At 66.9% G+C, this 23,912-nt stretch carries 21 protein-coding genes; 14 read left to right on the forward strand and 7 right to left on the reverse strand.

Going from position 1 to position 23,912, the window contains the following annotated elements:
- On the reverse strand, positions 1-1,547 hold a 1,547-nt coding region (locus BT264_RS07195), incomplete at its 3' end, for a DUF802 domain-containing protein (RefSeq protein WP_143156738.1).
- 12 nt (positions 1,548-1,559) lie between these two features.
- A complete protein-coding gene (locus BT264_RS07200; RefSeq protein ID WP_072442125.1) occupies positions 1,560-2,333 on the reverse strand; it encodes a DUF3348 domain-containing protein in 774 nt (257 codons plus the stop codon).
- Between BT264_RS07200 and BT264_RS37940 the strand changes: the two genes are divergently transcribed.
- Positions 2,332-2,619: a hypothetical protein gene (locus BT264_RS37940; protein WP_143155767.1), complete on the forward strand. Its 288-nt coding sequence runs from the start codon at positions 2,332-2,334 to the stop codon at positions 2,617-2,619. The two genes, BT264_RS07200 and BT264_RS37940, sit on opposite strands and share 2 nt — an antisense overlap.
- 41 nt (positions 2,620-2,660) lie before the next feature.
- Here BT264_RS37940 and BT264_RS07205 read toward each other — a convergent pair whose 3' ends face one another.
- On the reverse strand, positions 2,661-3,299 hold the full coding sequence (locus tag BT264_RS07205) for a LysE family translocator (RefSeq protein WP_072442127.1): 639 nt from the start codon (positions 3,297-3,299) through the stop codon (positions 2,661-2,663).
- A gap of 152 nt (positions 3,300-3,451) precedes the next feature.
- Between BT264_RS07205 and BT264_RS07210 the strand changes: the two genes are divergently transcribed.
- Complete coding sequence (locus BT264_RS07210; protein ID WP_256260581.1) at positions 3,452-4,117, forward strand: hypothetical protein; 666 nt, start codon at positions 3,452-3,454, stop codon at positions 4,115-4,117.
- A 230-nt stretch (positions 4,118-4,347) separates the two neighbouring features.
- Complete coding sequence (locus tag BT264_RS07215) at positions 4,348-5,727, forward strand: FAD-containing oxidoreductase (RefSeq protein WP_072442129.1); 1,380 nt, start codon at positions 4,348-4,350, stop codon at positions 5,725-5,727.
- Between the two features lie 62 nt (positions 5,728-5,789).
- On the opposite strand, the gene BT264_RS07220 is transcribed toward BT264_RS07215, so the two are convergent.
- On the reverse strand, positions 5,790-6,683 hold the full coding sequence (locus BT264_RS07220) for an SDR family oxidoreductase (protein WP_072442295.1): 894 nt from the start codon (positions 6,681-6,683) through the stop codon (positions 5,790-5,792).
- 95 nt (positions 6,684-6,778) lie between these two features.
- Between BT264_RS07220 and BT264_RS07225 the strand changes: the two genes are divergently transcribed.
- Complete coding sequence (locus tag BT264_RS07225) at positions 6,779-7,636, forward strand: helix-turn-helix transcriptional regulator (RefSeq protein ID WP_072442131.1); 858 nt, start codon at positions 6,779-6,781, stop codon at positions 7,634-7,636.
- 296 nt (positions 7,637-7,932) lie between these two features.
- On the opposite strand, the gene BT264_RS07230 is transcribed toward BT264_RS07225, so the two are convergent.
- On the reverse strand, positions 7,933-10,194 hold the full coding sequence (locus tag BT264_RS07230) for a GGDEF/EAL domain-containing response regulator (RefSeq protein ID WP_256260582.1): 2,262 nt from the start codon (positions 10,192-10,194) through the stop codon (positions 7,933-7,935).
- Between the two features lie 1,244 nt (positions 10,195-11,438).
- Between BT264_RS07230 and BT264_RS07235 the strand changes: the two genes are divergently transcribed.
- The 3 genes from BT264_RS07235 (at position 11,439) to BT264_RS39105 (ending at position 15,038) form a co-directional block, all read left to right on the forward strand.
- On the forward strand, positions 11,439-13,694 hold the full coding sequence (locus BT264_RS07235) for a glycosyltransferase (protein ID WP_110281331.1): 2,256 nt from the start codon (positions 11,439-11,441) through the stop codon (positions 13,692-13,694).
- Complete coding sequence (bcsS, locus tag BT264_RS07240; protein WP_072442135.1) at positions 13,615-14,334, forward strand: cellulose biosynthesis protein BcsS; 720 nt, start codon at positions 13,615-13,617, stop codon at positions 14,332-14,334. Before BT264_RS07235 ends, bcsS begins: the two co-directional genes overlap by 80 nt.
- A gap of 245 nt (positions 14,335-14,579) precedes the next feature.
- Complete coding sequence (locus BT264_RS39105) at positions 14,580-15,038, forward strand: hypothetical protein (RefSeq protein WP_177318405.1); 459 nt, start codon at positions 14,580-14,582, stop codon at positions 15,036-15,038.
- Between the two features lie 169 nt (positions 15,039-15,207).
- Here the strand turns inward: BT264_RS39105 and BT264_RS07250 are convergent, their stop codons facing one another.
- Positions 15,208-15,591, reverse strand: a complete 384-nt coding sequence (locus tag BT264_RS07250; RefSeq protein WP_072442138.1) for a hypothetical protein — start codon at positions 15,589-15,591, stop codon at positions 15,208-15,210.
- Positions 15,592-15,936: 345 nt separating this feature from the next.
- Positions 15,937-16,827, reverse strand: coding sequence for an IclR family transcriptional regulator (locus tag BT264_RS07260; protein ID WP_072442140.1), 891 nt, complete (start codon positions 16,825-16,827; stop codon positions 15,937-15,939).
- A gap of 294 nt (positions 16,828-17,121) precedes the next feature.
- On the opposite strand from BT264_RS07260, the gene BT264_RS07270 reads away from it, so the two are divergent.
- The 7 genes from BT264_RS07270 to BT264_RS07300 are packed head-to-tail and all read left to right on the forward strand — an operon-like array spanning position 17,122 to position 23,910.
- Positions 17,122-18,204 (forward strand): ABC transporter ATP-binding protein, encoded by a 1,083-nt coding sequence (locus BT264_RS07270; protein ID WP_047901618.1) that lies wholly within the window; start codon positions 17,122-17,124, stop codon positions 18,202-18,204.
- Positions 18,205-19,155: an ABC transporter permease gene (locus BT264_RS07275; protein WP_072442143.1), complete on the forward strand. Its 951-nt coding sequence runs from the start codon at positions 18,205-18,207 to the stop codon at positions 19,153-19,155.
- Positions 19,152-19,946, forward strand: coding sequence for an ABC transporter permease (locus tag BT264_RS07280; RefSeq protein WP_072442145.1), 795 nt, complete (start codon positions 19,152-19,154; stop codon positions 19,944-19,946). Before BT264_RS07275 ends, BT264_RS07280 begins: the two co-directional genes overlap by 4 nt.
- Positions 19,946-20,293 (forward strand): (2Fe-2S)-binding protein, encoded by a 348-nt coding sequence (locus tag BT264_RS07285; protein WP_072442147.1) that lies wholly within the window; start codon positions 19,946-19,948, stop codon positions 20,291-20,293. Before BT264_RS07280 ends, BT264_RS07285 begins: the two co-directional genes overlap by 1 nt.
- Entirely contained in the window at positions 20,290-21,723 is a 1,434-nt protein-coding gene (locus BT264_RS07290; protein ID WP_072442149.1) for an FAD/NAD(P)-dependent oxidoreductase, read from the forward strand. The genes BT264_RS07285 and BT264_RS07290 overlap by 4 nt, the downstream gene beginning before the upstream one ends.
- Positions 21,716-22,867: an NAD(P)/FAD-dependent oxidoreductase gene (locus tag BT264_RS07295; protein ID WP_072442151.1), complete on the forward strand. Its 1,152-nt coding sequence runs from the start codon at positions 21,716-21,718 to the stop codon at positions 22,865-22,867. Before BT264_RS07290 ends, BT264_RS07295 begins: the two co-directional genes overlap by 8 nt.
- A complete protein-coding gene (locus BT264_RS07300; RefSeq protein ID WP_072442153.1) occupies positions 22,864-23,910 on the forward strand; it encodes an ABC transporter substrate-binding protein in 1,047 nt (348 codons plus the stop codon). The genes BT264_RS07295 and BT264_RS07300 overlap by 4 nt, the downstream gene beginning before the upstream one ends.
- Positions 23,911-23,912 lie beyond the last annotated feature (2 nt).

A 23,912-nucleotide genomic window follows, 5' to 3' on the forward strand; every position in this document is an offset into this window, starting at 1 on the left:
GTGTGCGAATCGCGGATCGTCGTCAGCAGTTCGTTCGAGCGTTGTTCGAACGTGGCGGCCTGCGTGGTGAGATCGCGCGTCGTCTGCGCAAGCGCGTCGCAGATTTCCTGCTGACGGCCCGCGCTATGCACGCCCGCGCGCTGCCATTCGTCGCCGAGCTTCGCGGCCATCGCGGCCAGCGAGTCTTTCCACGCGGCGAGGCGCTGTTCGTCGCGCGCGGCCAGTTCGGTCTGCAGCCCGGCGTGCGACTCGCGCATCGCGGCGAGCGTCGCGCTCGAATGCCGCTCGAACGTCGCGGCCGCTTCGCCCAGCGCGCGTGCGTGCTGGCCGGCCAGCGTCTCGCCGACCTGCTCCTGGCGCGACAGCGCTTCGCGCCACACGTCCGACAGGCGGCCTTCGGTCGATTCGAGGCGCGTCGCGACGCCGTCGAGCAGATCCGTCGAACGCTGCGCGAACGTGTCGGTGAACTGGCCGAGCGTCGTCTGCAGTTGCTGCGCGACGGCATCGCCCGCGCGGCGCTGTTCGTCGAGCGCGCGGTTCCAGACGGCCGTCACGTTGCCGGTGGTCTTCTCGAAGCCGTCCGTCAGCCCGTCGAGCTGGCGCTGCACGGCGCCCGTCACGGTGTCGCGCAGCGCGGCCATCTCCTGCGCGAGCCCCGTCATCGTCGCGGCGACGACCGGCTGCAGCGCGGCGCCGGCCACGCGCGCACTCTCGGCGGCGCTTTCCTTCAGCGCGTCGCCGACGTTCGACGCGAGGCCCGCATACGCGCGCTCGGTCCGGTCGAAAAACGCCTGCTGGCTTTCGAGCTGGCGGTCGTGCAGCGCGACGCTGCGCGCCTCGAGCGTCGTCATCATCGTCTGCAGCCGGTCGACGAGCGCCGGCATCACGTCGGCCTGGCGCTGCAGCAGCCGGAACGATTCGTCGCGCTGGTGCGCGGACGAATGCACGCGCAGCGTCGTCGCGATCTTCGCGTCGAGCTGCTGCGCTACGTCGATCCGCTCGCGACGCACGAGCGCGGACAGCAGCCCGAGCATCGCGGACGTCGCGACACCGGCGATCGACGTGCCGAACGCGAAGCCGAGACCCTTCACCGGCGCGATCAGCGATGCGCGGATCGCGTCGAGATCGGTCGCGCTTTCGAGCGCGGCGCCCGTGCCCTTCAGCGTCACGACCATCCCGAGCAGCGTGCCGAGCATGCCGAGCAGCACCAGCAGGCCGACCAGATACGGCGTGAGCGCCGGGCCCGGCAGCGCGACGCGCGCGCCTTCGACACGCGCACGCACGGCGCCGCGCAGGCCCGGGTGCAGCGTGTCGAGCCACGCGTCGAGCTTCGCCGGCGGCTCGGCCAGGCCCGCGACCGCGCGCGACAGCGTGGCGGTCGCCTGCCGGTAGCGCAGCAGTTCCCATGCGCCGGCGACATAGCACGCGCCGATCAGCAGCGTGACGGCCGTCGCCAGCGGGTTCGACGCGACATAGCCGACGCCGATCCAGCCCACTGCGAGCAGACCGGCGACGAAGACAACGAGATCAATGCGAATTCTGGACATAGAGCGTGTTGATTAGCAGGTGCGAAGGGCCGCGAGCAGCCCGTCTACCGTTTGAAACCGGACTTCGAGTTCGGCGAGCAGGATGCTCTGCATTTCGTCTCGAAACGTGTCGAGCCATGCGCCGGGCACGATCGCCGCGACGGCCGTGCCGCCGGCAACCGCGCCGTCGTCAGCCGTACCGGCCGGGTCGGCTGCAGCAGCGGATTCGGCATCGGCCAGCGCTTGCCGTTCCGCTTCGCGCAGCCGCCCGAAGCGCGTGCCGAGCAGCACGGGCACGGCCGACAGCAGGCTGCGCTCGCGCGCGCCGAGCACGCGCTCCATGATCGTGTCGAGCGTCGCGAGCCGCGCCATCCCGGACGAACGCGCGGCGAGCGCGACCCGCAGGCGGCCGCGCAACTGGCCGATCGCCGTTTCCATCTCCTGCTGCAGGGACAGATAGCGCTGGCGGAAGTCCGCGAAATCGGCCGTGTCGGCGGCCGGCGGCGGCATGTCGCCGGGCCGGCGCCGCGTACGCGGCCGGTTGGTGGCCGTGATCGCCTGCGCGAGATCGTGGCGCACGCGCGCGCAGTCGCGCTCCGCGTCGTAGCCGCGCACGCCGGCCGCGACGCCGGGCGGGCTCGTGCTCAGCGCGGACGACAGCGTGATCGCGTCGGTCCAGCCGAGCCACTGGCTCAGCCGGTCGGACAGCGTCTGCCGGGATTCCGCGACGTCGGCATCGGCCAGGCGCGCGAGCAGCCGGACGAGGGTCGGACCGCTCAATGCCGGGCGCGGAGGAGCTTGCACCATGCTGCAAACCGTCAAAAAAGGCAGCAGTTTACACGTCGTCGGGGAGGCGACCGCCAGAATCGGGGAAGCGGCGCCGTCCGGCGCACCGGGCGACACACGCGAACGCCCGTCGCGCAAGGCTCCGCGGGCGGTGGCGGGTAGCCGGGACCACCGTCGTCGGCGGCTCGGCGAGCCGCCGGGATCGGAGCGCCGGGCGCATCGCCCGGTGTGTCATGAGGAAGAAGAACGCGTTTCCGGAAGCGTGGTGCGCGGTTCGGGCAGTTCGCTCCGGCGGCCGACCAAATGAATGGCCTGCCGCCATGCGATGCAGACCAAGGGTGGAAGCAGTCAGATCCCCGCTTTCGGTGCATTCAGGATCAGCCGCAGCCCGAGCAGCGTGATCGCGCCGGCCGCGATGCGGTCGACCCATTTCTTCGCGCGCAGGTAGAGCTCGCGCGGCCGGCGCGTGGAAAAGCACAGCGCGACGATCGTGTACCAGCCGAACTCGACGCCGAACACGAGCGGCGGCAGCGCGAGGTAGCACCACAGCGGCGGATGCTGGGGGAGCAGCGCCGCGAAGATGCTGCCGTACCAGATCGCCGTCTTCGGGTTGCTGAGCTGGGTCGTGAGGCCCGTCCAGAACGACTTGCGCGCGCTGCCGCCGGCCACGGCCTGCGGATCGTCCATCGCGATCGGCCGGTCGGCGCCGCGCCAGATCTTCGACGCCATGTAGATCAGGTACGCGCCGCCCGCGATCTTCAGGCCCACGTACAGCCATTCGACGGCCTGCAGCAGCGTATAGAGCCCGGCCAGCGCGACGCCGCCGAACACGATGCCGCCCATGCCCATGCCGAGCGCGGTGGCGAGCCCGTCGCGGCGCGACAGTCCGATCGAATTGCGGGCAACCAGCACGAAGCTCGGGCCCGGAATCATCGCGCCTAGCCACAGCGCGGCCAGGATCGCAAGTACGGCAGCCGATGCGGTCATCGAAGTCTCCTTGGTCAGCGACGCCGATGCGCCGGCGCCTGCGTGTCGTTTCCGACGGTCGAGCCGCCGATTCTGGCACGCTTCGCGCGTGACCGAAAGCGGCCGCGCGCTGCTATGCTGGCCCTCTTTCCCGCCATCCCGCGCCGACGCCCATGATCGAAATCCGCGCCGCCCGTTATCCCGACGATGCCCGTGTCGTCGTTCGCCTTCAATCCAGTGCCGGACACCGGGTTTTCCGGGCGGGATCCGCGATCGGCACGACAACACGCCGGGCCCTCGTCCCGCTGCTCGCCGCACTCTCGTTCAACGCATGGGCCGGCGACCTGCCGAAGTCGATCGCCACGCAACTGCCGCCCGGCTACCAGCCGCTGCTCGCGCAAGCCGGGCCCGATCTCGGCAACGGGCTGCACAGCTTTCTGGTCGTCGTGCATCGCTCGACCGACACGCGCGAGCAGCCGTCGCCGCGCCCGCTGCTGATCTACGAGGAACAGCCCGACCACACGTTCCGGCTCGCCACGCGCAACGACCAGGTCGTCCTGCGCGCGAACGAAGGCGGCCAGTGCGATCCGTTCGAGTTCGCCGACGACGGCCTCTCCGTAAAAGGCCGCTATTTCACCGTGCAGAACGTCGTCGCGTGCGGACAGCACTGGAGCGACTACGTGACGTTCCGCTACGACCCGCGCACGCACGGCTGGGTATTTTCGAACCAGATCGTCACGGAATCGTTTCCGCTCGACGACAAACCCGACCGCGTCACCGTCACGCGCGCCGACTCGCACCGGCCGATCACGTTCGGTCAATGGAAACGCAAGGACTGAAGCGACCGGCGCAACGCGCTGCGACCCGTTGCGCCGCGCGCCGGCCGCCTCGTACCCGCACCGGCGCGTGGCCCGTCTGTCGCGCTCCCTGCGTCGCCCGCCCTTCCGGTGCTCGCGAGCGCACGCCAACAGGACTACCATAAGGCGCTCGCCGTCGCGCGACCGTGCGCCGCCACCGCACGCGGCTCGCCCGCACGCCTTCCCTCGTTGCACCCACGCAGGAGGACGTCATGACGCAACACTTCGATGCAATCGTCATCGGCACCGGGCAAGCCGGGCCGCCGCTCGCCGCGCGGCTGTCCGCCGCCGGGATGAAAGTCGCGATCGTCGAACGCGGCCGCTTCGGCGGCACCTGCGTGAACACCGGCTGCATTCCGACCAAGACGCTGATCGCGAGCGCATACGCCGCGCAGCTCGCGCGGCGCGCCGCCGAATACGGCGTGTCGGTCGGCGGCGCCGTCACCGTCGACATGAAAGCCGTGAAGGCGCGCAAGGACCAGATCTCCGGCCGCTCGAACCATGGCGTCGAACAATGGGTGCGCGGCCTCGCGAACACGACCGTGTTTCAGGGTCATGCCCGATTCGAGCGCGCCGACGCGGTGCGCGTGGGCGACGAACTGCTCGAAGCGGAACGCATCTTCATCAACGTCGGCGGACGCGCGCAGGTGCCAGCGATGCCGGGCCTCGACTCGGTGCCATACCTCACCAACTCGACGATGATGGACGTCGACTTCCTGCCCGAGCATCTCGTGATCGTCGGCGGCAGCTACGTCGGGCTCGAATTCGGCCAGATGTACCGCCGCTTCGGGTCGAAGGTCACGATCGTCGAGAAGGGCTCGCGCCTGATCCGCCGCGAGGACGACGACGTGTCGCAAGCCGTGCGCGATATCCTCGAAAACGAAGGGATCGACGTGCAGCTCGACGCGAACTGCCTGAGCGCGCGGCGCGACGGCGACGGCATCGCGGTCGGCCTCGACTGCGCGGGCGGCGGCCGCGAGGTCGAGGGCTCGCACCTGCTGCTCGCGGTCGGGCGCGTGCCGAACACCGACGATCTCGGGCTCGACCGTGCGGGTGTCGAGACGGACGCGCGCGGCTATATCACCGTCGACGAGCAGTTGCGCACGAACGTGCCCGGCATCTGGGCGCTCGGCGATTGCAACGGGCGCGGCGCGTTCACGCACACGGCGTACAACGACTACGAGATCGTCGCGGCCAACCTGCTCGACGGCGATCCGCGCAAGGTGTCCGACCGCATCGCGGCTTACGCGATGTATATCGATCCGCCGCTCGGCCGCGTCGGCATGACGCTCGCGGAAGCGAAGCAGACGGGCCGCAGGCTGCTCGTCGGCACGCGCCCGATGACACGCGTCGGCCGTGCGGTCGAAAAAGGCGAAAGCCAGGGTTTCATGAAAGTGATCGTCGACGCGGACAGCCACGCGATCCTCGGCGCGTCGATCCTCGGCGTGACGGGCGACGAGGTCGTGCACGGGATGCTCGACGTGATGGCCGCGGGCGCGCCGTACACGACGATCAGCCGCGCGATGCACATCCATCCGACCGTGTCGGAACTCGTGCCGACGCTGCTGCAGGATCTGCATCCGGTCGAATGACGCGCGGCAGGCGGCAGGCAGCCTCCGCGAATCGCCCGCCCACGACGGTGCGCGCCGCCCGCTCAGCTTTCGAAATACCGCGGCCGGTCGATATCGGCAATCAGCCCCGGCTGCGTCGGCGCCCAGTCGAGCCATGCACGCGTGCGCTCGCTGGTTGCGGGCGCATCCATTCCCGCGAACATCGCGAACCAGCCGAAGTGCTCGCCCGCTTCCGCCGCTGATTTCGCGACGACCGGCACGTTCAGCCGCCGGCCGATCACCGCCGCGATGTCGCGGAACGGCACCCCCGTATCGTCGACCGCGTGATAACGCGCGCCGGCCGCGCCGCGTTCGATCGCGAGCCGATAAACGCGTGCCGCGTCGAGCCGGTGCACGGCAGGCCAGCGATTGCCGCCATCGCCGAGATAGGCCGATGCACCCTTCTCTCTCGCGACTGCGATCAGGCGCGGCACGAACGCGTGATCGCCGTCGCCGTGCACGGACGGCGGCAAGCGCACGACCGACGCATGCACGCCACGCGCTTCGAGCGCGACCGCAGTGGCTTCGGATGCGCGCGGATAGGCCGCCGAAACCGGCACGTGCGGATCGTCCTCGGTCGCTGCGCGGCCGGGCGCGACGAGCGCCAGGCCCGACGTGACGACGAGTGGCCGCGCCGAGCCCGCGAGCACCGCACCGATTGTCTCGATCGCACGTCGGTCGAGTTCGCAGTTCTCCGCAAAGCGCGAGAAGTCGTGATTGAATCCCGTATGGATCACCGCATCGGCGACATCGGCACCGCGCGCCAGGCTGTCGAGATCCTCCAGCGACCCGCGATGGACGTCGGCGCCTGCGGCCGCAACCGACGCGGCGGCCGCATCGGACCGTGCAAGCCCGAGCACCGAATGGCCGGCGGCAACGAGGTCGGCAACGACGGCGGAGCCGACGAATCCCGATGCTCCAGTGACAAAGACACGCATGTTCAGCACCTCCGGATGGAATGGAGGATTACTATCTGTCGACGGCCGCTCGCGGTGAAGACGTGACGGTTTACCGGTAAACGAACTAACAGGCTATGGCAGACGCACCCGACAACCTGCTCGGCGCGTACCTTCGGGATCGCCGCGAGAAACTCGACCCGGCCGCGCTCGGCCTGCCCGTCGCGCGCCGCCGCACACCGGGCTTGCGGCGCGAGGAAGTCGCGCAGCGCGCGCACGTGAGCGCCGCGTGGTACACGTGGCTCGAACAGGGGCGCGGCGGCGCGCCGTCGGCCGACGTGCTGGACCGGCTCGCGAATGCGCTGATGCTGAACGACGCCGAACGCGAGCACCTGTTCCTGATCGGCGTCGGCCATCCGCCCGAAGTGCGCTACCACGCGACCGACAGCGTGACACCCCGCCTGCAGCACGTGCTCGATTCGCTCGAAGCGAGCCCCGCGATCGTGCGCTCGGCGACGTGGGACGTCGTCGCATGGAACGACGCGGCGGCAGCGACGCTGACCGACTATGCGACGCTGCCGCCGGAGCGACGCAACATCCTGCGGCTGATCTTCGTCGATCAGCGCGTGCGCGATGCGCAGTCGAACTGGAAACAGGTCGCGCGGTTCGCCGTGGGCGCGTTTCGCGCCGACGTCGCGCGCGGCGGCGCAACGCAAACCGTGCAGGCCTTTGTCGACGAAATGCGTGCGACGAGTGCGGAGTTCGATGCACTGTGGCGCGACCACGATATCCGCGCGCACGAAGAAGGTACCAAGGAAATCCGCCATCCGGCCGTCGGGCGGATCGCGCTCGAATACTCGGCGTTCGCGGTAAACGGCCGGCCCGACCTGACGCTCGTGATTTTCACGCCGGAAACGGCCGCCGATCGCGCGCGCATCCGGACGCTGGTCGCGGCGCGCGAACAAGCCGGCACGGAACACGCATCGGCCGCGTAACGATGCCCCGCCACCCCGCCGCGCCCCGTCGCAATCCGCACTTGCGGTGGCCGGTAGCGGCCGGCGGAAAACGCGAAGGGGCGTCGCGCATCAACGCGCGACGCCCCTGCTTCGTTTCCGGCAATCGGGACGTCGATGCAAGAAATTCTTCGCGGATTGCCGCGGATGTCGCTTGACGACCCGAATCGGCCGAACCAGCCAGTCGGCTCCGGCACCATCGATGCGCTATGCGTGTCGGTTTTCGATTTTCGTCAACGGTTACCCGTGCGGAACGTGCAGCCGCGACAATCGAACGCCTACCCTTCCGGACAAGGCGCCGCGCATGGCGCGATGTGGCCTTGGCGCAGGAGTTCGCTGGCGCGAGCGGCCCCCACCGCTTCGCTGAAACGGAAGCCTTGCGCACTCGTCGCCCGATTCGTCGCAGCCAGCAGCGCACGCTGTTGCTCGGTCTCCACGCCTTGGGCAATGACGCCGATCCCGATACTGTGCGCAAAGGTGACGATGGCACGTATCGTCGCCGCGCTCTCGGGATCGCTGGTCGACCGGTGGATGAGGGATCGCGCGATCTTGAGATGGTTCACGCGATACGCCTTGACATACTCAAATGACGCGTAATTGCTACCGAAATCATCAATGGCAAGCTTCGCGCCGAGCGCATGCAGCTGCGGGAGTATGTCGCTTTGTGCCCACGACAGCCTGGCCAGAGTCGCCTCGGTCACGTCGAATTCCAGATCGGAGGGGGCGAGGCGCCATTTCGCGGCCGCTTCAGCGACATCGCGCACGAACGTTTGAGCACTCCAGAGCTCGAACAGAGACAGATTGATCGCGATCATCAGCGGGGCCACCCCCTCGTCGCGCCACGCTCTCATTTGCCGGCACGCCTGATCCAGCACCCAGCGCCCAAGCGCTGCCATGGTGCCGTCCCTCTCGGCGATCGGAATGAACACACCGGGGGCAATGAGGCCCCGCGTCGGGTGATGCCAGCGAACCAGCCCTTCCATTCCGAGAATGTTTCCGGAGGACAACTCGACCTCGGGTTGGTACTGGAGTTCCAGCTCGCCGCGATCCATCGCTCCTCTCAAGTCGTCGGCGAGTGCGACACGTTCGCGTACTTCCTGGTCGAGTTCGTCGGAATGAAAGCGGTACCGGTTGCCGCCCTGATGCTTCGCGCGCTGGAGCGCCAAATCGGCCTGCATCAGCATGGCGTCCGCTCCACTGTCGCCCTGGACGTACGCACGGATGCCGATGCTCGCCGAAATCCGCACATCGTTGCCATCAAGCAGATAGGGAGCCGACAGCGCCGCCTGGAGCTTCGCAGCCAGTGCCCCGGCGTCCGCCGGCTCGACCATCTCGCCCTGCAGCACGGCAAACGCATCGCCGCCCATCCGGGCAACCAGGTCGCTTTCCTGAGCGCAATTCCCGAGACGCTCCGCCACCTCCCGAAGCAACCGGTCGCCGATCGGATAACCCAGTCTGTCGTTGACCAGCCTGAAGCGGTCGAGCGCGACAAACAAGATCGCAAACGGCATGGTGCCGTGTCGGGCTGCAGCGAAAGCCTGGCGCACCCGCGCGAGGAAGCCGGCCCGATTCGCCAATCCCGTGAGCGCATCGGTGTGAGCGAGCCGCGCGATCTTTTCCTCCGCTGCCTTGCGCTCGGCAATGTCGATGATGATCCCTTCGACTTCGATCAGCCGTCCCTCCTTGTCGCGGACCGGAACATAGCGATTCTCGACACAACGGTAAGCGCCGTCGCCAGTGCGCAAGCGGAACTCGATCGAGACGCCTTCGGTGTCCTTGTCCAATACTCGCGCCAGTGCCGCATCGACTTTGGCCTGGTCGTCCGGCGCGACAAGCTCGTTGGCCCAGACTGGCGAAGCGAGCAAGGCAGCGCGGTCGTGGCCGAACCTGGCGATGTCATGCGATATGTAGATGAGCGGAAACGACGGCACGCCGCGCAGACGGTAAAGGATGACCGGACTGTTCTGGACGATGATGTTGGCTTCGGCAAGCGCATCGATTCTTTCCTCGACGACCTCTTCCAGGTCGCTCGTCTTGAAGGCCGCCTCTTTCGTCATCTGCCACTTCGTGGTCAGCACGCTCGCCGTCTGACGGACCTCGATGTTGTTCAATGGCTTCTTGAGAATGAGCAGCCGGTCGTCTGCGCCCAGGCGTCTGGCCAGGGTGCCCCAAGGGGGATCGGAATGCGGGCTGCATAGGGCAACCTGCAGCTTCGGATCCACTTGCCAGAGTCGCTCGATGGTCTGAAAGCAGTCCCAACCGTGCAGCATGTGCGTGTCGACAAAGGCCATCGCATAGGGTTTGTTCTCCGCCAGCGCATGCACGACCCGCTCCAGCGCTTCCCGGCCCTGATAGGCGGAATCGATCTGAAACGCCGCGCGACCGGCTGGAACCTCGCCGAACAACGGCACCTGGGTTGCGGCCAGCGCAGTTTCGCCGTCCAGTGGGCGAGCGAGAATCTTGCGGAAATTCTGGTGCGCCGCAACGTTGTCGTTGATCACGAGGACGCGACGATTGACCGGATCGGTCTGCGCGCTCACGCAGGACCCTTGACGGTGCCAGTGGTGGATCCAGGGCAACGATCCCGCCTTTGCAGGCGTCGTCGCACCGTGTCTGCCGGAGCGCACGCCCCTGGGCAGCCAGTGCGGTTCCATGTAAGCCCCGGCGTGAGGCGCAGACCGTGCCTCCCCCTGTCCGTGGTGAAGCCTAGATTGAAAACGCATGCCAGGTTCTCCCCGCAATCCCGCTAACGGTTGCCGCTGAATCGAACCGATCTCAAGTGTTGCGCCGACAAAAAGTGCGCCGAACACGTATAGGGACGCATCGATCCCGCCCAGCGCGATCGCATTCGTATCGAGCCGAGCGGCGGCGTGGGGTCGCTCGAAGCCTCCACGGTGACGGGTCGGGCCGCAGATACACGATTGCTTAGGATAGTTGGACGATTCCGGCCGCTCCACGCTTGCAGCAACTTTGGTTCAATGCGTCAACGTCGACTCACCGCGGCACCCTGTATGTCGAGCCGCGTATGTGTTGGGTCAAACTCAGCCCCAAAGATTGGCCCAATTTCGTCAGACGATCGAAGTATAGTCGCGCGCATCGATCTGACAAACTTCAGTGACCGGGAATCTCATTCGCGCTTGACGGCGAATCGAGGGTCGGACGCGGCATGGTCAGGTTGCGGGACGGGTTGCGCCCACTCGGATCAGCCGCTGGCCAGCATTCGAGCCCTTAACTTCGTCGACTACCAGGTCCACGGCAACAACGCGACGCTTTGGAATCCTTGATACCGAAATGTCGGCCGAATGTTCGCCGACGCCGGCACGCCAGCCTATACTTCATATCGATAGATGAATGCCAGCGATACCAGAGCGTCCGGCTACGCGCGCTGGCGTGAGCAGCCGATCGCCTGACTGCGGTCCTGGAACCCTCCCCCGCCGGTCTTCGCGAAATCAATGAGAATTTTGAGGGGCGCATGAGCGCGTCATCGTCGCCGACGAGCGCCCCCGGGCCGTCGGGCTCGTGACCACGGCTCATGTCTGCTTGCTCCTCGAGGCCTTGGCGCTGGTCCTCACCGGTCCGTTTTTCCTTCAAGATCCCGCCCTCAGATTCGAGAGTTCCGCGTTTCGTGGAATGGCGATCGTGGCAGCCGCGCTGGAGGCCGTTTCGCGGCGTATGTGACGTGGCGTATTACCGGTCATCCAGCGGAGCCCCCGTTGCACTATATGACGCCTGGTTTTCTCTCTTGCCGGGAATGATGTTGAACCCGACACGATGGGGGCACTACATGAACAATTTGACCCTTGAAAAACCGCCGCTCCATATCACCGTCATAGCGATTGCTTACGTGATCTGCGGACTGTGGTACTTCAGCTGGCGCCTGACAGCCATCAACTGGCATCTACCGTTTTTTTCGATCCCGCTCTACGGCGCAGAACTATTCGGTTTCGTCACGGGCTTGCTGTACCTCTTGATTACCTACCGGTTAGCCGTACGGTCGGTACCAGCCCCGCTACGCGATGCTACCGTCGACGTGTTCGTGCCGACGTATAACGAGTCGATCGAACTGGTTCGCCGCACGTTGCAGGCAGCACTCAATATCGAATATCCGCACCGGACCTGGTTGCTTGACGACGGCCATCGCGAGGAAATGCTGATGCTGGCACGCGAACTCGGCTGCGACTACCTTGCGCGAAGTGAAAACAGTTACGCGAAGGCCGGCAATCTGAACAATGCCCTCAAACACAGCCATGGCGAATTCATCGCGATCTTCGACGCGGACCATGCAGCGCGCAAGGACTTCCTCGACAAGACGCTGGGCTACTTTGCAGATCCGATGGTGGCGTTCGTACAGACACCGCAGGACTTCTACAACGTCGATTCATTCAACCATCGCATGGGAGGGCGTCGCGTCTGGAACGAGCAGTCGCTCTTCTTCAAGGTCATCCAGCGCGGCAAGGATACGTGGAATTCGACCTTCTTCTGCGGTAGCTGCGCGCTGCTACGCCGCAGCGCGCTGGAAGCGATCGGCGGCTTTGCGACCGAGACGGTCACCGAAGATATCCACACGTCGATCAAGCTGCACAAGCAGGGATATCGGTCGGTGTATCAGCCGGAATCGCTTGCATTCGGCCTGGCCCCGCACAGCATTGAAACCTACCTGCAACAGCGGATTCGTTGGGGCATGGGCGGTATGCAGGTACTACGGCGCGAACGCATTCTTTCCAGCCCTGGGCTGACGTTGGCGCAGCGACTGAACTACTTTGCGTCGATGCTCGTTTACTTCGAAGGATGGCAAAAGCTCGTCTTCTTCATTACTTCGCCCGCGGTCTTCTTCTTCGGAATCCTGCCAATCAGCGCGCCGGTGAGCGAATTTCTGATCTATTTCTTGATGTACTACGCGCTTTCGTCGCTGATGTACACGGAACTGGCACGGGGCTACGGCGCGCTGTTTCTGAGTGAGCAGTACGGCATGGTCCGCTTCTTCTCATTCATGTTAACGACCGTCGGCCTGTTTCGCAGGACGATCGGTTTCTCGGTCACCAGCAAGGAATTATCGCTTGCAGGCCGCGCCTGGCTCTGGCTATTGCCGTCGCTGATCGTCGCAGGACTGACCGCGTCGAGCATTCCGTTCGGCCTCTACCGGATGTATCACGGCACGTTACCGGTGGGCGCCGGCATCGCGAACACCGTATGGGCGTGTGCCACGATCGCAGCCGCGAGTGTCATTGCATGGTTCAGTCATCGCCGGGCGCAGAACCGGCGCACCGAATATCGTTTCCCATTGCATATGCCGATGATGCTGACGCTGGACGGCAGGTCGTTTCTAGGCCTGTCGGAGGATCTTTCGGCAAGCGGCGCGCTTTACCACGGAGAAGTTCCCTCCCGGTTGTCGCCTGAAAGCTGCCCTGAGGTCGAGATCCACCTGCCGAACCTCGTCGTACGTACCAAGGCGAGTGTTACGTTCGTCGGAGACGATCGCGGCATCGCCCATTCCGATCGAACGATCGGATTGCGCTTTAGCTGGGCCTCGGCGGACCTGAGTCGCCCGCTTGAGACGTTCCTGTTTGGCAGCAGTTTGCAATTCGAACAGGGCGGCGTGACCGATCAGCGGACAACCCTGTTGACGCGTCTTGCGCGCGGCACCCCCATCAATACGAGCGTGCTGGGTGCGGGTAGTCATTGGGCACCGGGATTCTTGAACCAGTCCCGCGACACTCATCCGGTACCCGTTACCGTCGTGTCGGCGGTACGCGATACGGGCGACATGGGGTGGATCCTCAGCAACGGCGAACTCGACACGAGCCTCGATGTGTTTTTGCACCAGCGCCGGGCGGGCAGCGAAACGACGCAGCGCCTCTCATTGAGTTTGAGCGGAAGCCTGGATACGCCTACCGGGCAAATGCATCTATACAACGTCACGTCGCGTCATGCGCTGACGCTGCATAATCTCGGGAACGAAAATGACGAAGATCTCGCCGATCAATCGAGCAATGCCTCGCCGGCTGGCGCTTGCAATCGTCGCTTGCGCCCTGCCATTTAGCCCGTCGGCGCTCGCAGGACAGCCGTTGATATTTGCCGGCGCATCGATCGCCGAGCAAGGTGAACGCAACGAATACATCGGCGTCACGACCCCATTTTTTTCCAGTCGCTTCCTGACCCAGCGGCTCGCGATCAGCGACTATTACTATCAGTACGGCACGAACGGAACGACCGTCAAGGTCAGGGGGCAGGCAGCCGAGGTAGCCCTGGGCGCGCAGGCGGCCTGGCAACGCGGATGGGTTGAAGCTTCGACCGGCCCACGGTTTCGCCATAACCGTGTGACGCCGCCCGGTGCTAACGCACGTGCCGACGGCAGCCAGTGGGGGCTCGCGCTTGGTTTGCAGGGCGAGCAGCGTTTCGGTGAGGATTGGGCTTTTAACGGGATTGGTTCTTACACGATCGGGCCGGCATCATATTGGGGCCGAGCCCGCTTTCTGCATCGAACGTTTGGCGATGCGTGGGCCGGTGTCGAAGTAATCAAGCACGGCGACCCCGACTATCGGGCCACGCAAGGCGGCCTTGTACTAACGGGCATCAAGATTGGCGATAAGTTCGACATTGGATTCTATGCCGGCGTGAAGAAGACGAGCGGCCAGCCGCGTTCCTTTTATGGCGGCATCGAACTGACCAAGGGATTCTGATCCTGCGCTCCGCAGCGTATGGGTGCTTGCGACCAAGAAATCCGACAAGCCTTTGCGGATCAACGAGATTAGGGAGCGTCGCCGGAACATTTCGAATTCAGGCCGATTCGCCCAACGCTTTCCCACGACAAGCAAATGCCACACAAGACGCAAGTGCGTGTAGATTAGAACGTCGCTGCGACCCGCCACCGTGTCTTCGCATCGGTCGCCATCCGAGTCAGTCCTGAAGTTGCACAGGAGCCGGCATGAACACGAAGCACAGCAAGAAAGGGCATCTCGAAGCCGCGGCGTCACACCACGAGCAGGCCGCGCGACATCACCGCGAGGCGTCGCGGCATTTCGAGGAAGGCAAGGACTTTGCCCATGCCGCACATCAGGCGATGATGGCCCATGGTCACACGTTGCATGCAATCGATCAGGCGCACGATGCCGGCGCGCACGGCGCCAATACGCCGCCCACAACGCCATCATCGATCGGCTCGGGCGCAAGTGCCGCGGACGTGGCAAAACTTCATGCCGCGGCCGTCGAGCTTCACACGCAAGCGGCGCAACACATGCGCCACGCCGTCAAACTCTTCGAGCAGGATCGGAGCGCGGCCACCCACGACGCACAGCTGGCGCTCGCCCTCGCACTGCGTGCGTTGTCCCATGGCAACGAAGCAGCCAGGCTATTCGTCAAGCTCGCTGTCAGTGCCGCTGCGTGAAACGAGGTGGGTTACCTCTCGTTGGGGTTTCGCGGGGTATTCAGCGTGACTCGCTACCCGGTTGCGCACGCCGCCCGGCACCAGGTTGTCGCGCGGACCCACGGTCGTGGGCCTCCCGTACCGATCCGCGCATGGCCAGGTATCGCGCAATCGAGCGTGCCGCTCGCGACTAGGCCGTTCGTTCCAGCAGATCCGTTGCGAAAGACTTCGCGTGCGCTACGGCCTCTTGCGGGTCCGGGAACACACCGAGCTGCTCCCAGTGCTCTTCGGCCGCGTACGTTCCTTTCACGCCGAGTGCCCGCTGAACGCGCAATTGCGCGGCGTATCTGCCGTCCTCCAGTGGTCGGGCCGTCGCAATGACCTTGTGCGGAAGATCGGATCTTTCAGGTTGTACCAACTCGACAGGACCGCCAGCCACGCCAATATCCTTCAACTCGTTCCTGGCGTTGCAGTCCGGGCAGTAGAAGCACCACCCTTCGTCCTCGTGTTTGGACCTGACCTGCCCGCGAGCCAGTACGGCACGACATTCAACGTTTTCGCAGATGAACGGCATAGCAGTCTCCGGAGTTGTTTGAGAGAAATCCTAGCATGTCCGCGGACGGCCAACCATCGGCATTGTTGCGTTGCCCGACGCTGACGAAACCCTCACGCGCAAGGTCGCGAGGTCGCCCCTTCCACCGACCATCGTCATGCACGCATCGGCCGCATTCGCGAAGCACGTCACGTGATACGCCGGCATGTTCATCGGCATCATGTGCGGGCGGAACCGATCGACGAGGATGATGTCGGCCGGCGCTTCCCGGCTTCGAGCGGACCGACTTCGCGATCGATCGACAGCGCCTTCGCCGCATCGATCAGCCCGGGCACCGGGCAGCGCCCGATGATCGACGTGACGCGGCTATACGGTTTTCCCGGATAACCCGTGCATCGGCCGCCGCAGCGCGGCGTCGAACGGGTTGGTGCGCGGCCCGATCGCGTCGGCCTGGCGCCGCAGCAGTTCGACGACCATCGGCATCCGGTCGTCGCCGAGCCGCGACGCGAGCGTGCCGACGCTCAGCGCGCCGACCGGGTAACCGGTGCGATCGAGGATCGGCACCGCGACGCCGGCCATCCCGTCGAGCACACCGCTGTTGCGGCCCGCGTAGCCGAGTTGCCGCACGCGTTCGATCTCGGTGCGCAGGTACACCTCGTCGAGCACGCCGTAGCCGCGGATACGCGGCACGTTGAAGCGGATCACTTCCTCGCGCTCGGCTTCGGGCAGGAACGCGAGGATCGCGAGGCTGCCCTGCCCGACGCCGAGCGCGATACGCCCGCCGATGTCGCCGGTAAACGAGCGGATCGGGAACGGCCCTTCGCACAGGTCGAGACACACCGCGTCGAAGCCGCTCTTCACGAGCAGGAAGATCGTCTCGCCGAGGCTCGCGCACAGCCGCAGCAGCGCGGGACGGCATAGCGTGCGCATGCTGCTGGGGTTGCCGGCCAGCGCGGCGAGCGCGAAGAAATCGACGCTCAGCCGGTACAGCTTCGACTGCTCGTCCTGCTCGACCATCCCTTCGGCGATCAGCGATTGCAGGATCCGGTGCGCGGTGCCCTGCGTGAGGCCGACGGCCTTCGCGAGATGCGTGACGCGCACGCCGTCCTGCTGCATGCCGGCCAGCGCACGCAGGATCGCGAACGCGCGCTGCAGCATGCCGGTACCCGGCACGCCGGCCGGATCGGCTTCGTCGTCGCCGCCGGACGCGCGCGCGGCGGGCGTGCCGGGCATTCCGGACGAAAGGGGTTCCTGCATGCCGGCTCTCCTCGACGATTTCATTGAACGGAATACGGTAGCCGCCATTGTCGTCCGGCCGAAATTCCACGGGCATCCGGGTGTACACGGGATTGACGCGCGCATTTCGCGGCCCGGCCACCCTTCACCCATCGGAACGATTTGCGCGCGATACGTCGATCCGTTCCGCTCGCCGGAATTTTTTCGAAATTCATCCCGTTCAGCAGAATTCGAAATTGACGCTCCGAAATATGGCTGGCTAGAGTCCGCGTCATCGGCGCACCGGCTATGCGGTGTGCGAACCCGGAGCTCCTCATGTCGTTTCTCACGCTTACGGATCTGACGAAAACCTTCGGCGAACTCACCGCCGTCGCCGACGTCAACCTGTCGGTCGAACAAGGCGAGTTCGTGTCGCTGCTCGGACCGTCGGGCTGCGGCAAGACCACCACGCTGCAGATGATCGCCGGCTTCGTCGACGTCACGCGCGGCCGCATCGCGCTCGACGGGCAGGACATCACGCACCTGAAGCCGAACCGCCGCGGGCTCGGCATCGTGTTCCAGAGCTATGCGCTGTTTCCGCACATGAGCGTCGCGGAGAACGTCGGCTTCGGCCTCGACATGCGCGGCGTCGACAAGGCCGAGCGCGCGGAGCGCATCCGCGCGGCGCTCGCGCTCGTGCGCCTCGATACGCTCGCGCACCGCTTTCCGCGCGAGCTGTCGGGCGGCCAGCGGCAGCGCGTCGCGATCGCGCGCGCGGTCGTGATCGAGCCGCCGGTGCTGCTGCTCGACGAACCGATGTCGAACCTCGACGCGAAGCTGCGCGAGGACATGCAGTTCGAACTGCGCGCGATCCAGCGCAAGATCGGCACGACGACGATCATGGTCACCCACGATCAATCGGAAGCGCTGTCGATCAGCGATCGCGTGGTCGTGATGGAAGCCGGCCGCGTCACGCAGATCGACACGCCGTACCAGGCCTACGAGCGCCCGGAGAACCGCTTCGTATCGCAGTTCATCGGCAAGGCGAACCTGCTGCCGGGCACCGTCGTCGCGCACGACGGCGACGCGATCCGCATCGACCTCGGGCACGACCTCGCCGAAACCGGGCGCACCGCGCACCTGCCGCCGCGCGAGCGCGACATGCGCGTCGGCGACGCGGTGTCGGTCTGCATCCGCCCCGAGAAGCTGCGGCTGTGCGCGCCCGATGCGGGCCGCTTCGCCGCGACCGTCACGAGCCGCTTCTTCCTCGGCAGCCAGTGGCTGTACCGCGTCGACAGCGCGCTCGGCGAAGTGCTCGTGTGCTGCCAGAACGAAGGCGCGGAGCCGCTCGCGGAAGGCGCGCCGGTCGGCATCGACTGGCATAGCGACGCGGTGCGCGTGATGCGCCGGGAGGCCTGAATGCGACAGCCTTCCCGCCCGCTGCCCGCCGACGGCGCGACGGCCCTCGCCGTCGCACGTCGTGCGCCGCGTACGTCGGTGCGCGCAACGTGGCGCGCGCATGCGCCGCTGTGGCTGATGTGCGCACCCGCGTTGGTACTGTTCGCCGCGCTCGTGCTCGTGCCGCTCGCGATGACGTTCGTACTGACGTTCTACCGCTACGACCCGGCCACCGGGCCGATCGCCGCGCTCCAGTTCGGCAACTACGCGGAAGTGCTCGGCTCGTCGTACTTCCACACGATCTTCATGCGCACGTTCGGCATCGCCGCGCTGACGACCGCGATCTGCGTCGCGATCGGCACGCCGGAAGCGTACGTGCTGTCGAAAATGCGCGACCCGTGGCGCTCGCTGTTCCTGCTCGCGATCCTCGCGCCGCTGCTCGTGTCGGTCGTCGTGCGCGCGTTCGGCTGGAGCATGCTGCTGAACACGAGCGGGCTCGTGAACCAGGCGCTCGGGCTCGCCGGCCTCGGGCCTTACAAGCTCGAATACACGACCTTCGCGATCGTGATCGCGCTGGTGCACGTGATGCTGCCGTTCATGGTGATTCCGGTGTGGACCGCGCTGCAGCGGCTCGATCCGCAGACCGAGCACGCGGCGCTGTCGCTCGGCGCGTCGCCGTTCACGACGCTGCGCCGCATCGTGCTGCCGCAGCTGATGCCGGGCGTGCTGTCGGGCAGCCTGATGGTGTTCGGGCTGTCGGCCAGCGCATTCGCGATTCCCGGCCTGCTCGGCGGACGCCGGCTGAAGGTCGCGGCCACGGCCGTCTACGACGAGTTCCTCGGCTCGCTGAACTGGCCGCTCGGCGCGACGATCGCGGTGCTGCTGCTGGTCGCGAACCTCGTCGTGATGCTCACCTACTACCGCGTGCTCGAACGCCGCTATGCGCGCAGCCTCGGAGGTGCATCCCGATGAGAAAGAACGGCCCCTTCGCCCTCGCGTTCCACACGCTCGTGATGCTGTTCGTGCTCGCGCCGCTCGCGATCGTCGTGCTGGTCGCGTTCACGCCCGACGAGACGCTGACGCTGCCGACCCACGGGCTGTCGCTGCGCTGGTTCCGTGCGATCCTCGACTATCCCGACTTCGTCACCGCGTTCTTCAACAGCCTGAAGCTCGCGTTCGCGTCGGCGACGCTGTCGCTCGCGATCGGTTTGCCGGCGGGCCTTGCGATCGGCCGCGCGGCGTTTCCCGGCCGCGCGTTCCTGAACGGGCTGCTGCTGTCGCCGCTGGTAATCCCCGGCCTCGTGCTCGGCATCGCGCTGCTGCGCTTCTTCGCGCTGATCGGTGCGACCGGCTCGTTCGCGTGGCTCGTGCTCGCGCACATGATCGTCATCACGCCGTTCGTGATGCGGCTCGTGCTCGCGTCCGTCGCAGGCCTCGACCGCAGCATCGAGCAGGCCGCGTGCTCGCTCGGCGCGGACCCGTGGACGACGTTCCGCCGCATCACGCTGCCGATGATCGTGCCCGGCATCACGGGCGGCTGGCTGCTCGCGTTCATCAACAGTTTCGACGAACTAACGATGTCGATCTTCGTCACGTCGCCGCAGACGGTCACGCTGCCCGTGCGCATGTACATGTATGCGACCGAATCGATCGACCCGATGATGGCGTCGGTGTCGGCGCTCGTCATCTTCATCACCGCCGGCGCGATGCTGCTGCTCGATCGCGTGTACGGCCTGAACCGCATCCTGATCGGCCAACACTGATGTCGACTCCCGTTTCCCGCTCCAAAAACGATCCGGCCGACGGCGCGCAGTTCGTGCGCGTCGCCGAACGCGAGCGCGCCGCCGTTGCGTTCATGCTCGACGGCCGCCCCGCGCAGGCGCTCGCCGGCGACACCGTGCTCACCGCGATCCTCGTCGCGCAGCGCCGCGTGCGCATCAGCGAATTCAGCGGTCAGCCGCGCGCGGGTTTCTGCCTGATAGGCGCATGCCAGGACTGCTGGGTGCGCACCGAGGCCGGCGCGCGCATGCGCGCGTGCTCGACGCCGATCGTCGAAGGCATGCGAATTCTCACCGCCGTTCAATCGGCCGCGACCGGAGACACGCAATGAGCGACGCACTGCAACCGGTCATTGTCGGCGCGGGCCCGGCCGGCGTGCGTGCGGCCGAGGCGCTGGTCGACGCGGGGCTGCGCCCTGTCGTGATCGACGAGAACGCGCGCTGGGGCGGGCAGATCTATCGTCAACCGCCGGCCGACGGCGGCTTCGCGCGCGGCAAGCGCGCGCTGTACGGATTCGAAGCCGGGAAAGCCGATGCCGTGCACCGGACGATGGCCGCGCTGCTGCCGCACGTCGACTACCGGCCGAACACGCTCGCGTGGGCATGCGGCGCGGGCCGCGTCGATACGCTGCAGGACGGCCATGAAGTCACCGTGCCGTACTCGCACCTGATCGTCGCGAGCGGCGCGACCGACCGCATGCTGCCCGTGCCGGGCTGGACGCTCGCGGGCGTCTATACGCTCGGCGGCGCGCAGGTCGCGCTGAAGGCGCAGGGCTGCGCGATCGGCCGGCGCATCGTGTTTGCGGGCACCGGGCCGTTGCTTTATCTCGTCGCGTACCAGTATGCGAAGGCCGGCGCGCAGGTCGCGGCCGTGCTCGACACGAGCCCGCTGCGCCACCAGGCCGCCGCCGCGCCCGCGCTGCTGCGCATGCCGTCGACCTTCGCGAAGGGGCTCTATTACATCGGCTGGCTGCGCGCACATGGCGTCGCGATCGAAACCGGCGTCACACTCGAACGCGTGCTCGGCGAACAACATGTAACCGGGCTCGCGTGGCGCGCGGCCGGTGACGACACGCGGCCGCGCGTGCTCGACTGCGACGCACTCGGCCTCGGCTTCGGCCTGCGTTCGGAAACGCAGCTCGCCGATCTCGCCGGCTGCCGGTTCGGGTTCGATCCGGTCAACCGCGCATGGCTGCCCGAGCGCGACAGGGCCGGCCGCACGTCGGTGCGCGGCATTTACGTCGCGGGCGACGGTGCGGGCATCGCGGGCGCCGACGCGGCCGAAGCGTCGGGCCGGCGCGCGGCGCTTGCGTTGCTCGACGATGCCGGCATTGCATTGCCATCGCCATCCGGCAAGCCTGACGCGGCGACACTCGAACGCACGCTCGCCCGCATTGGCGCATTCCGCGCGGGCCTCGAAGCGGCGTTCGCGCCGCCCGTCGAGCAGGCCGCGCGCTGCCCCGACGACACGATCGTGTGCCGCTGCGAGGAGATCGACGCGGGCACGCTGCGCCGCTGCATCCGTGGCGGCGCGGCGACCGAACTCAACCGGCTGAAAGCGTTGACGCGCGCCGGGATGGGCCGCTGCCAGGGGCGCATGTGCGGCGACGCGGCCGCGCTCGTGCTGGCCGCCGAAACCGGCCGCCCGCTCGCCGAGGTCGGCCGGTTGCGCGCGCAACCGCCCGTGAAGCCGTTCCCGATCTCGGCCGCGCTCGCGGGCGACGACGTCGCGGCGATTCCCGACGAGGCGCGCGATGAGTAATGCCCGTCATTACGACGTCGCGATCGTCGGCGGCGGCCTCGTCGGCGCATCGGCCGCGCTTGCACTGACGCGGCGCGGCCTGCGCGTCGGGCTGTTCGAGCGGCGCGACTGCGGCGCGCAGGCGAGCGGCGTGAACTACGGCGGCGTGCGCTGCCAGGGCCGCCCCGCCGAGCAATTGCCGCTCGCGCTGCGCGCGCGGCGCATCTGGGATCGCCTGCCCGAGCTGATCGGCATCGACGGCGAATTCGTCGTATCGGGGCACTTGCGGCTCGCACGCAGCGACGCCGATCTCGACGCGCTCGACGCGTACGCGACGCTCGCCGGCGAGCACGGCCTGCCGCTGCACGTGATGCGCGGCGACGCGTTCCACCGCCGCTATCCGTGGCTCGGCCGCGCGGCGCTCGGCGGCTCGCTGTGCGAGACCGACGGCCACGCGAACCCGCGCCTCGTGTCGCCCGCGTTCGCGCGCGCGGCCCGCGCGGCGGGCGCGGACGTGTTCGAGCACACGCCGGTCGACGACGTCCGGCACGACGGCACGCGCTTCCACTTTCAAGCGGGCGGCCGCGCATGCACCGCGACGTGGCTGATCAATTCGGCCGGCGCATGGGCGAACACGATCGCCGAACGCTTCGGCGAAGCCGTGCCGATGGAGCCGATCTACCCGAACATGTGGGTAACCGAACCGCTGCCGCCGTTCATCGCGCACAACCTCGGCGTGTACGGCGGCGGCGTGTACGCACGGCAGGTCGCGCGCGGCAATTGCGTGATCGGCGGCGGGCGCGGCCGCGGCGACGGCGAATTCGGCCAGCCTTCGGTCGACACGACGCGCGCGGTGATGCGCGACGCGTGCGCGCTGCTGCCCGCGCTGCGCGACGCGCTGCTGATCCGCACGTGGAGCGGCGTCGAAGGCTGCACGCCGGACCACAACCCGATCGTCGGCGCGAGCCGCACGACGCCGAACCTGCTGCACGCATTCGGTTTTTCCGGCGGCGGATTCCTGCTCGCGCCCGGTGTCGGCGACGTGCTCGCCGATCTCGTGACGATCGGCGAAACCGCCACGCCACTCGATGCATTCTCGATCGGCCGCTTCGTCCGTCAAGCCGCGCCGACCGCCCCTTTCCCCCAAGAGGAGACCTCTCGATGAAACTGCTCGGTACGATCGCGGCCGCCGCCGCACTCTGCATCGCCGGCGCCAGCGCCCCCGCGTTCGCGCAAACGAAGACGATCTACATCGGCATGAACGGCGGGCCGATGGAAAAGGCCTATACGAGCCAGGTGCTGCCCGAGTTCGAGAAGGCGAACAACGTGAAGGTCGTCGTCGTGCCCGGCACGTCGTCGGACGTGCTCGCGAAGCTGCTCGCGAACCGCAACAAGCCGCAGATCCACGTCGCGTTCCTCGACGACGGCGTGATGGCGCGTGCAGTCAGTCTCGGCGTGTGCCAGAAACTAGACGATTCGCCGGTGCTGAAGGAGCTGTACCCGTTCGCGCGGATGAAGGACGACGTCGGCGCAGGCGTGCAGCTCGGCATGACCGGCATCGCGTACAACAAGAAACTGTTCGCGGAAAAGGGCTGGGCGCCGCCGACGTCGTGGATGGATTTCGCCGATCCGAAATACAAGGGCAAGGTCGTGTTCCAGTCGGCATCGAGCAGTACGTTCGGGCTGCACGGCTTCCTCGCGATCAACCGGCTGCTCGGCGGCAGCGAGCAGAACGTCGAGCCCGGCTTCAGCAAGTGGGCGAGCACGGTCGGGCCGAACGTCGTCGAGTACATCCCGAACTCGGCGAAGATCTCCGAGATGGTGCAGACCGGCGAGGCCGGCCTGTTCCCGCTCACGCCGACGGGTGTCGGCGACCTGCAGGACAAGGGCATTCCGGTCGGATATGCGAACCCGAAGGAAGGCCCGGTGCTGTTGCTCGTCGACCTGTGCGTCGTCGCAAACAATCCCGATCCGCAGCTTGCGCAGAAGCTCGCGCAGTTCCTGCTGTCCGCGCCCGCGCAGACGAAGGCCGCCGAGGCCGGCAAGCAGATCCCGACCAACCGTCTCGCGAAGATGCCCGCCGCGATGCAGCAGAGCCTCGGCAATGTCGACGATCTGGTGCGCAAGGTGACGGTGGTCGACTGGACCGCGATCAACGCGCGCCGCGCGCAGTGGGATACGCGCTGGAACCGGCAGATCGAGCGGTGACC

It is taken from the genome of Burkholderia sp. NFPP32 (genome assembly GCF_900119325.1).
GTDB classification, from domain to species: domain Bacteria; phylum Pseudomonadota; class Gammaproteobacteria; order Burkholderiales; family Burkholderiaceae; genus Burkholderia; species Burkholderia pyrrocinia_C.

Coding starts and splice junctions, on each gene's coding strand:
- BT264_RS07300 (WP_072442153.1), top strand. CDS start 22,864: ATGAAACTGCTCGGTACGATCGCGGCCGCCGCCGCACTCTGCATCGCC.
- BT264_RS07215 (WP_072442129.1), top strand. CDS start 4,348: ATGACGCAACACTTCGATGCAATCGTCATCGGCACCGGGCAAGCCGGG.
- BT264_RS07235 (WP_110281331.1), top strand. CDS start 11,439: ATGAACAATTTGACCCTTGAAAAACCGCCGCTCCATATCACCGTCATA.
- BT264_RS07200 (WP_072442125.1), bottom strand. CDS start 2,333: ATGGTGCAAGCTCCTCCGCGCCCGGCATTGAGCGGTCCGACCCTCGTC.
- BT264_RS07290 (WP_072442149.1), top strand. CDS start 20,290: ATGAGCGACGCACTGCAACCGGTCATTGTCGGCGCGGGCCCGGCCGGC.
- BT264_RS07295 (WP_072442151.1), top strand. CDS start 21,716: ATGAGTAATGCCCGTCATTACGACGTCGCGATCGTCGGCGGCGGCCTC.
- BT264_RS07210 (WP_256260581.1), top strand. CDS start 3,452: ATGATCGAAATCCGCGCCGCCCGTTATCCCGACGATGCCCGTGTCGTC.
- BT264_RS07250 (WP_072442138.1), bottom strand. CDS start 15,591: ATGCCGTTCATCTGCGAAAACGTTGAATGTCGTGCCGTACTGGCTCGC.
- BT264_RS07220 (WP_072442295.1), bottom strand. CDS start 6,683: ATGCGTGTCTTTGTCACTGGAGCATCGGGATTCGTCGGCTCCGCCGTC.
- BT264_RS07285 (WP_072442147.1), top strand. CDS start 19,946: ATGTCGACTCCCGTTTCCCGCTCCAAAAACGATCCGGCCGACGGCGCG.
- bcsS (WP_072442135.1), top strand. CDS start 13,615: ATGACGAAGATCTCGCCGATCAATCGAGCAATGCCTCGCCGGCTGGCG.
- BT264_RS07225 (WP_072442131.1), top strand. CDS start 6,779: ATGGCAGACGCACCCGACAACCTGCTCGGCGCGTACCTTCGGGATCGC.
- BT264_RS07205 (WP_072442127.1), bottom strand. CDS start 3,299: ATGACCGCATCGGCTGCCGTACTTGCGATCCTGGCCGCGCTGTGGCTA.
- BT264_RS07270 (WP_047901618.1), top strand. CDS start 17,122: ATGTCGTTTCTCACGCTTACGGATCTGACGAAAACCTTCGGCGAACTC.
- BT264_RS07280 (WP_072442145.1), top strand. CDS start 19,152: ATGAGAAAGAACGGCCCCTTCGCCCTCGCGTTCCACACGCTCGTGATG.
- BT264_RS07275 (WP_072442143.1), top strand. CDS start 18,205: ATGCGACAGCCTTCCCGCCCGCTGCCCGCCGACGGCGCGACGGCCCTC.
- BT264_RS07260 (WP_072442140.1), bottom strand. CDS start 16,827: ATGCAGGAACCCCTTTCGTCCGGAATGCCCGGCACGCCCGCCGCGCGC.
- BT264_RS39105 (WP_177318405.1), top strand. CDS start 14,580: ATGAACACGAAGCACAGCAAGAAAGGGCATCTCGAAGCCGCGGCGTCA.
- BT264_RS37940 (WP_143155767.1), top strand. CDS start 2,332: ATGCTGCAAACCGTCAAAAAAGGCAGCAGTTTACACGTCGTCGGGGAG.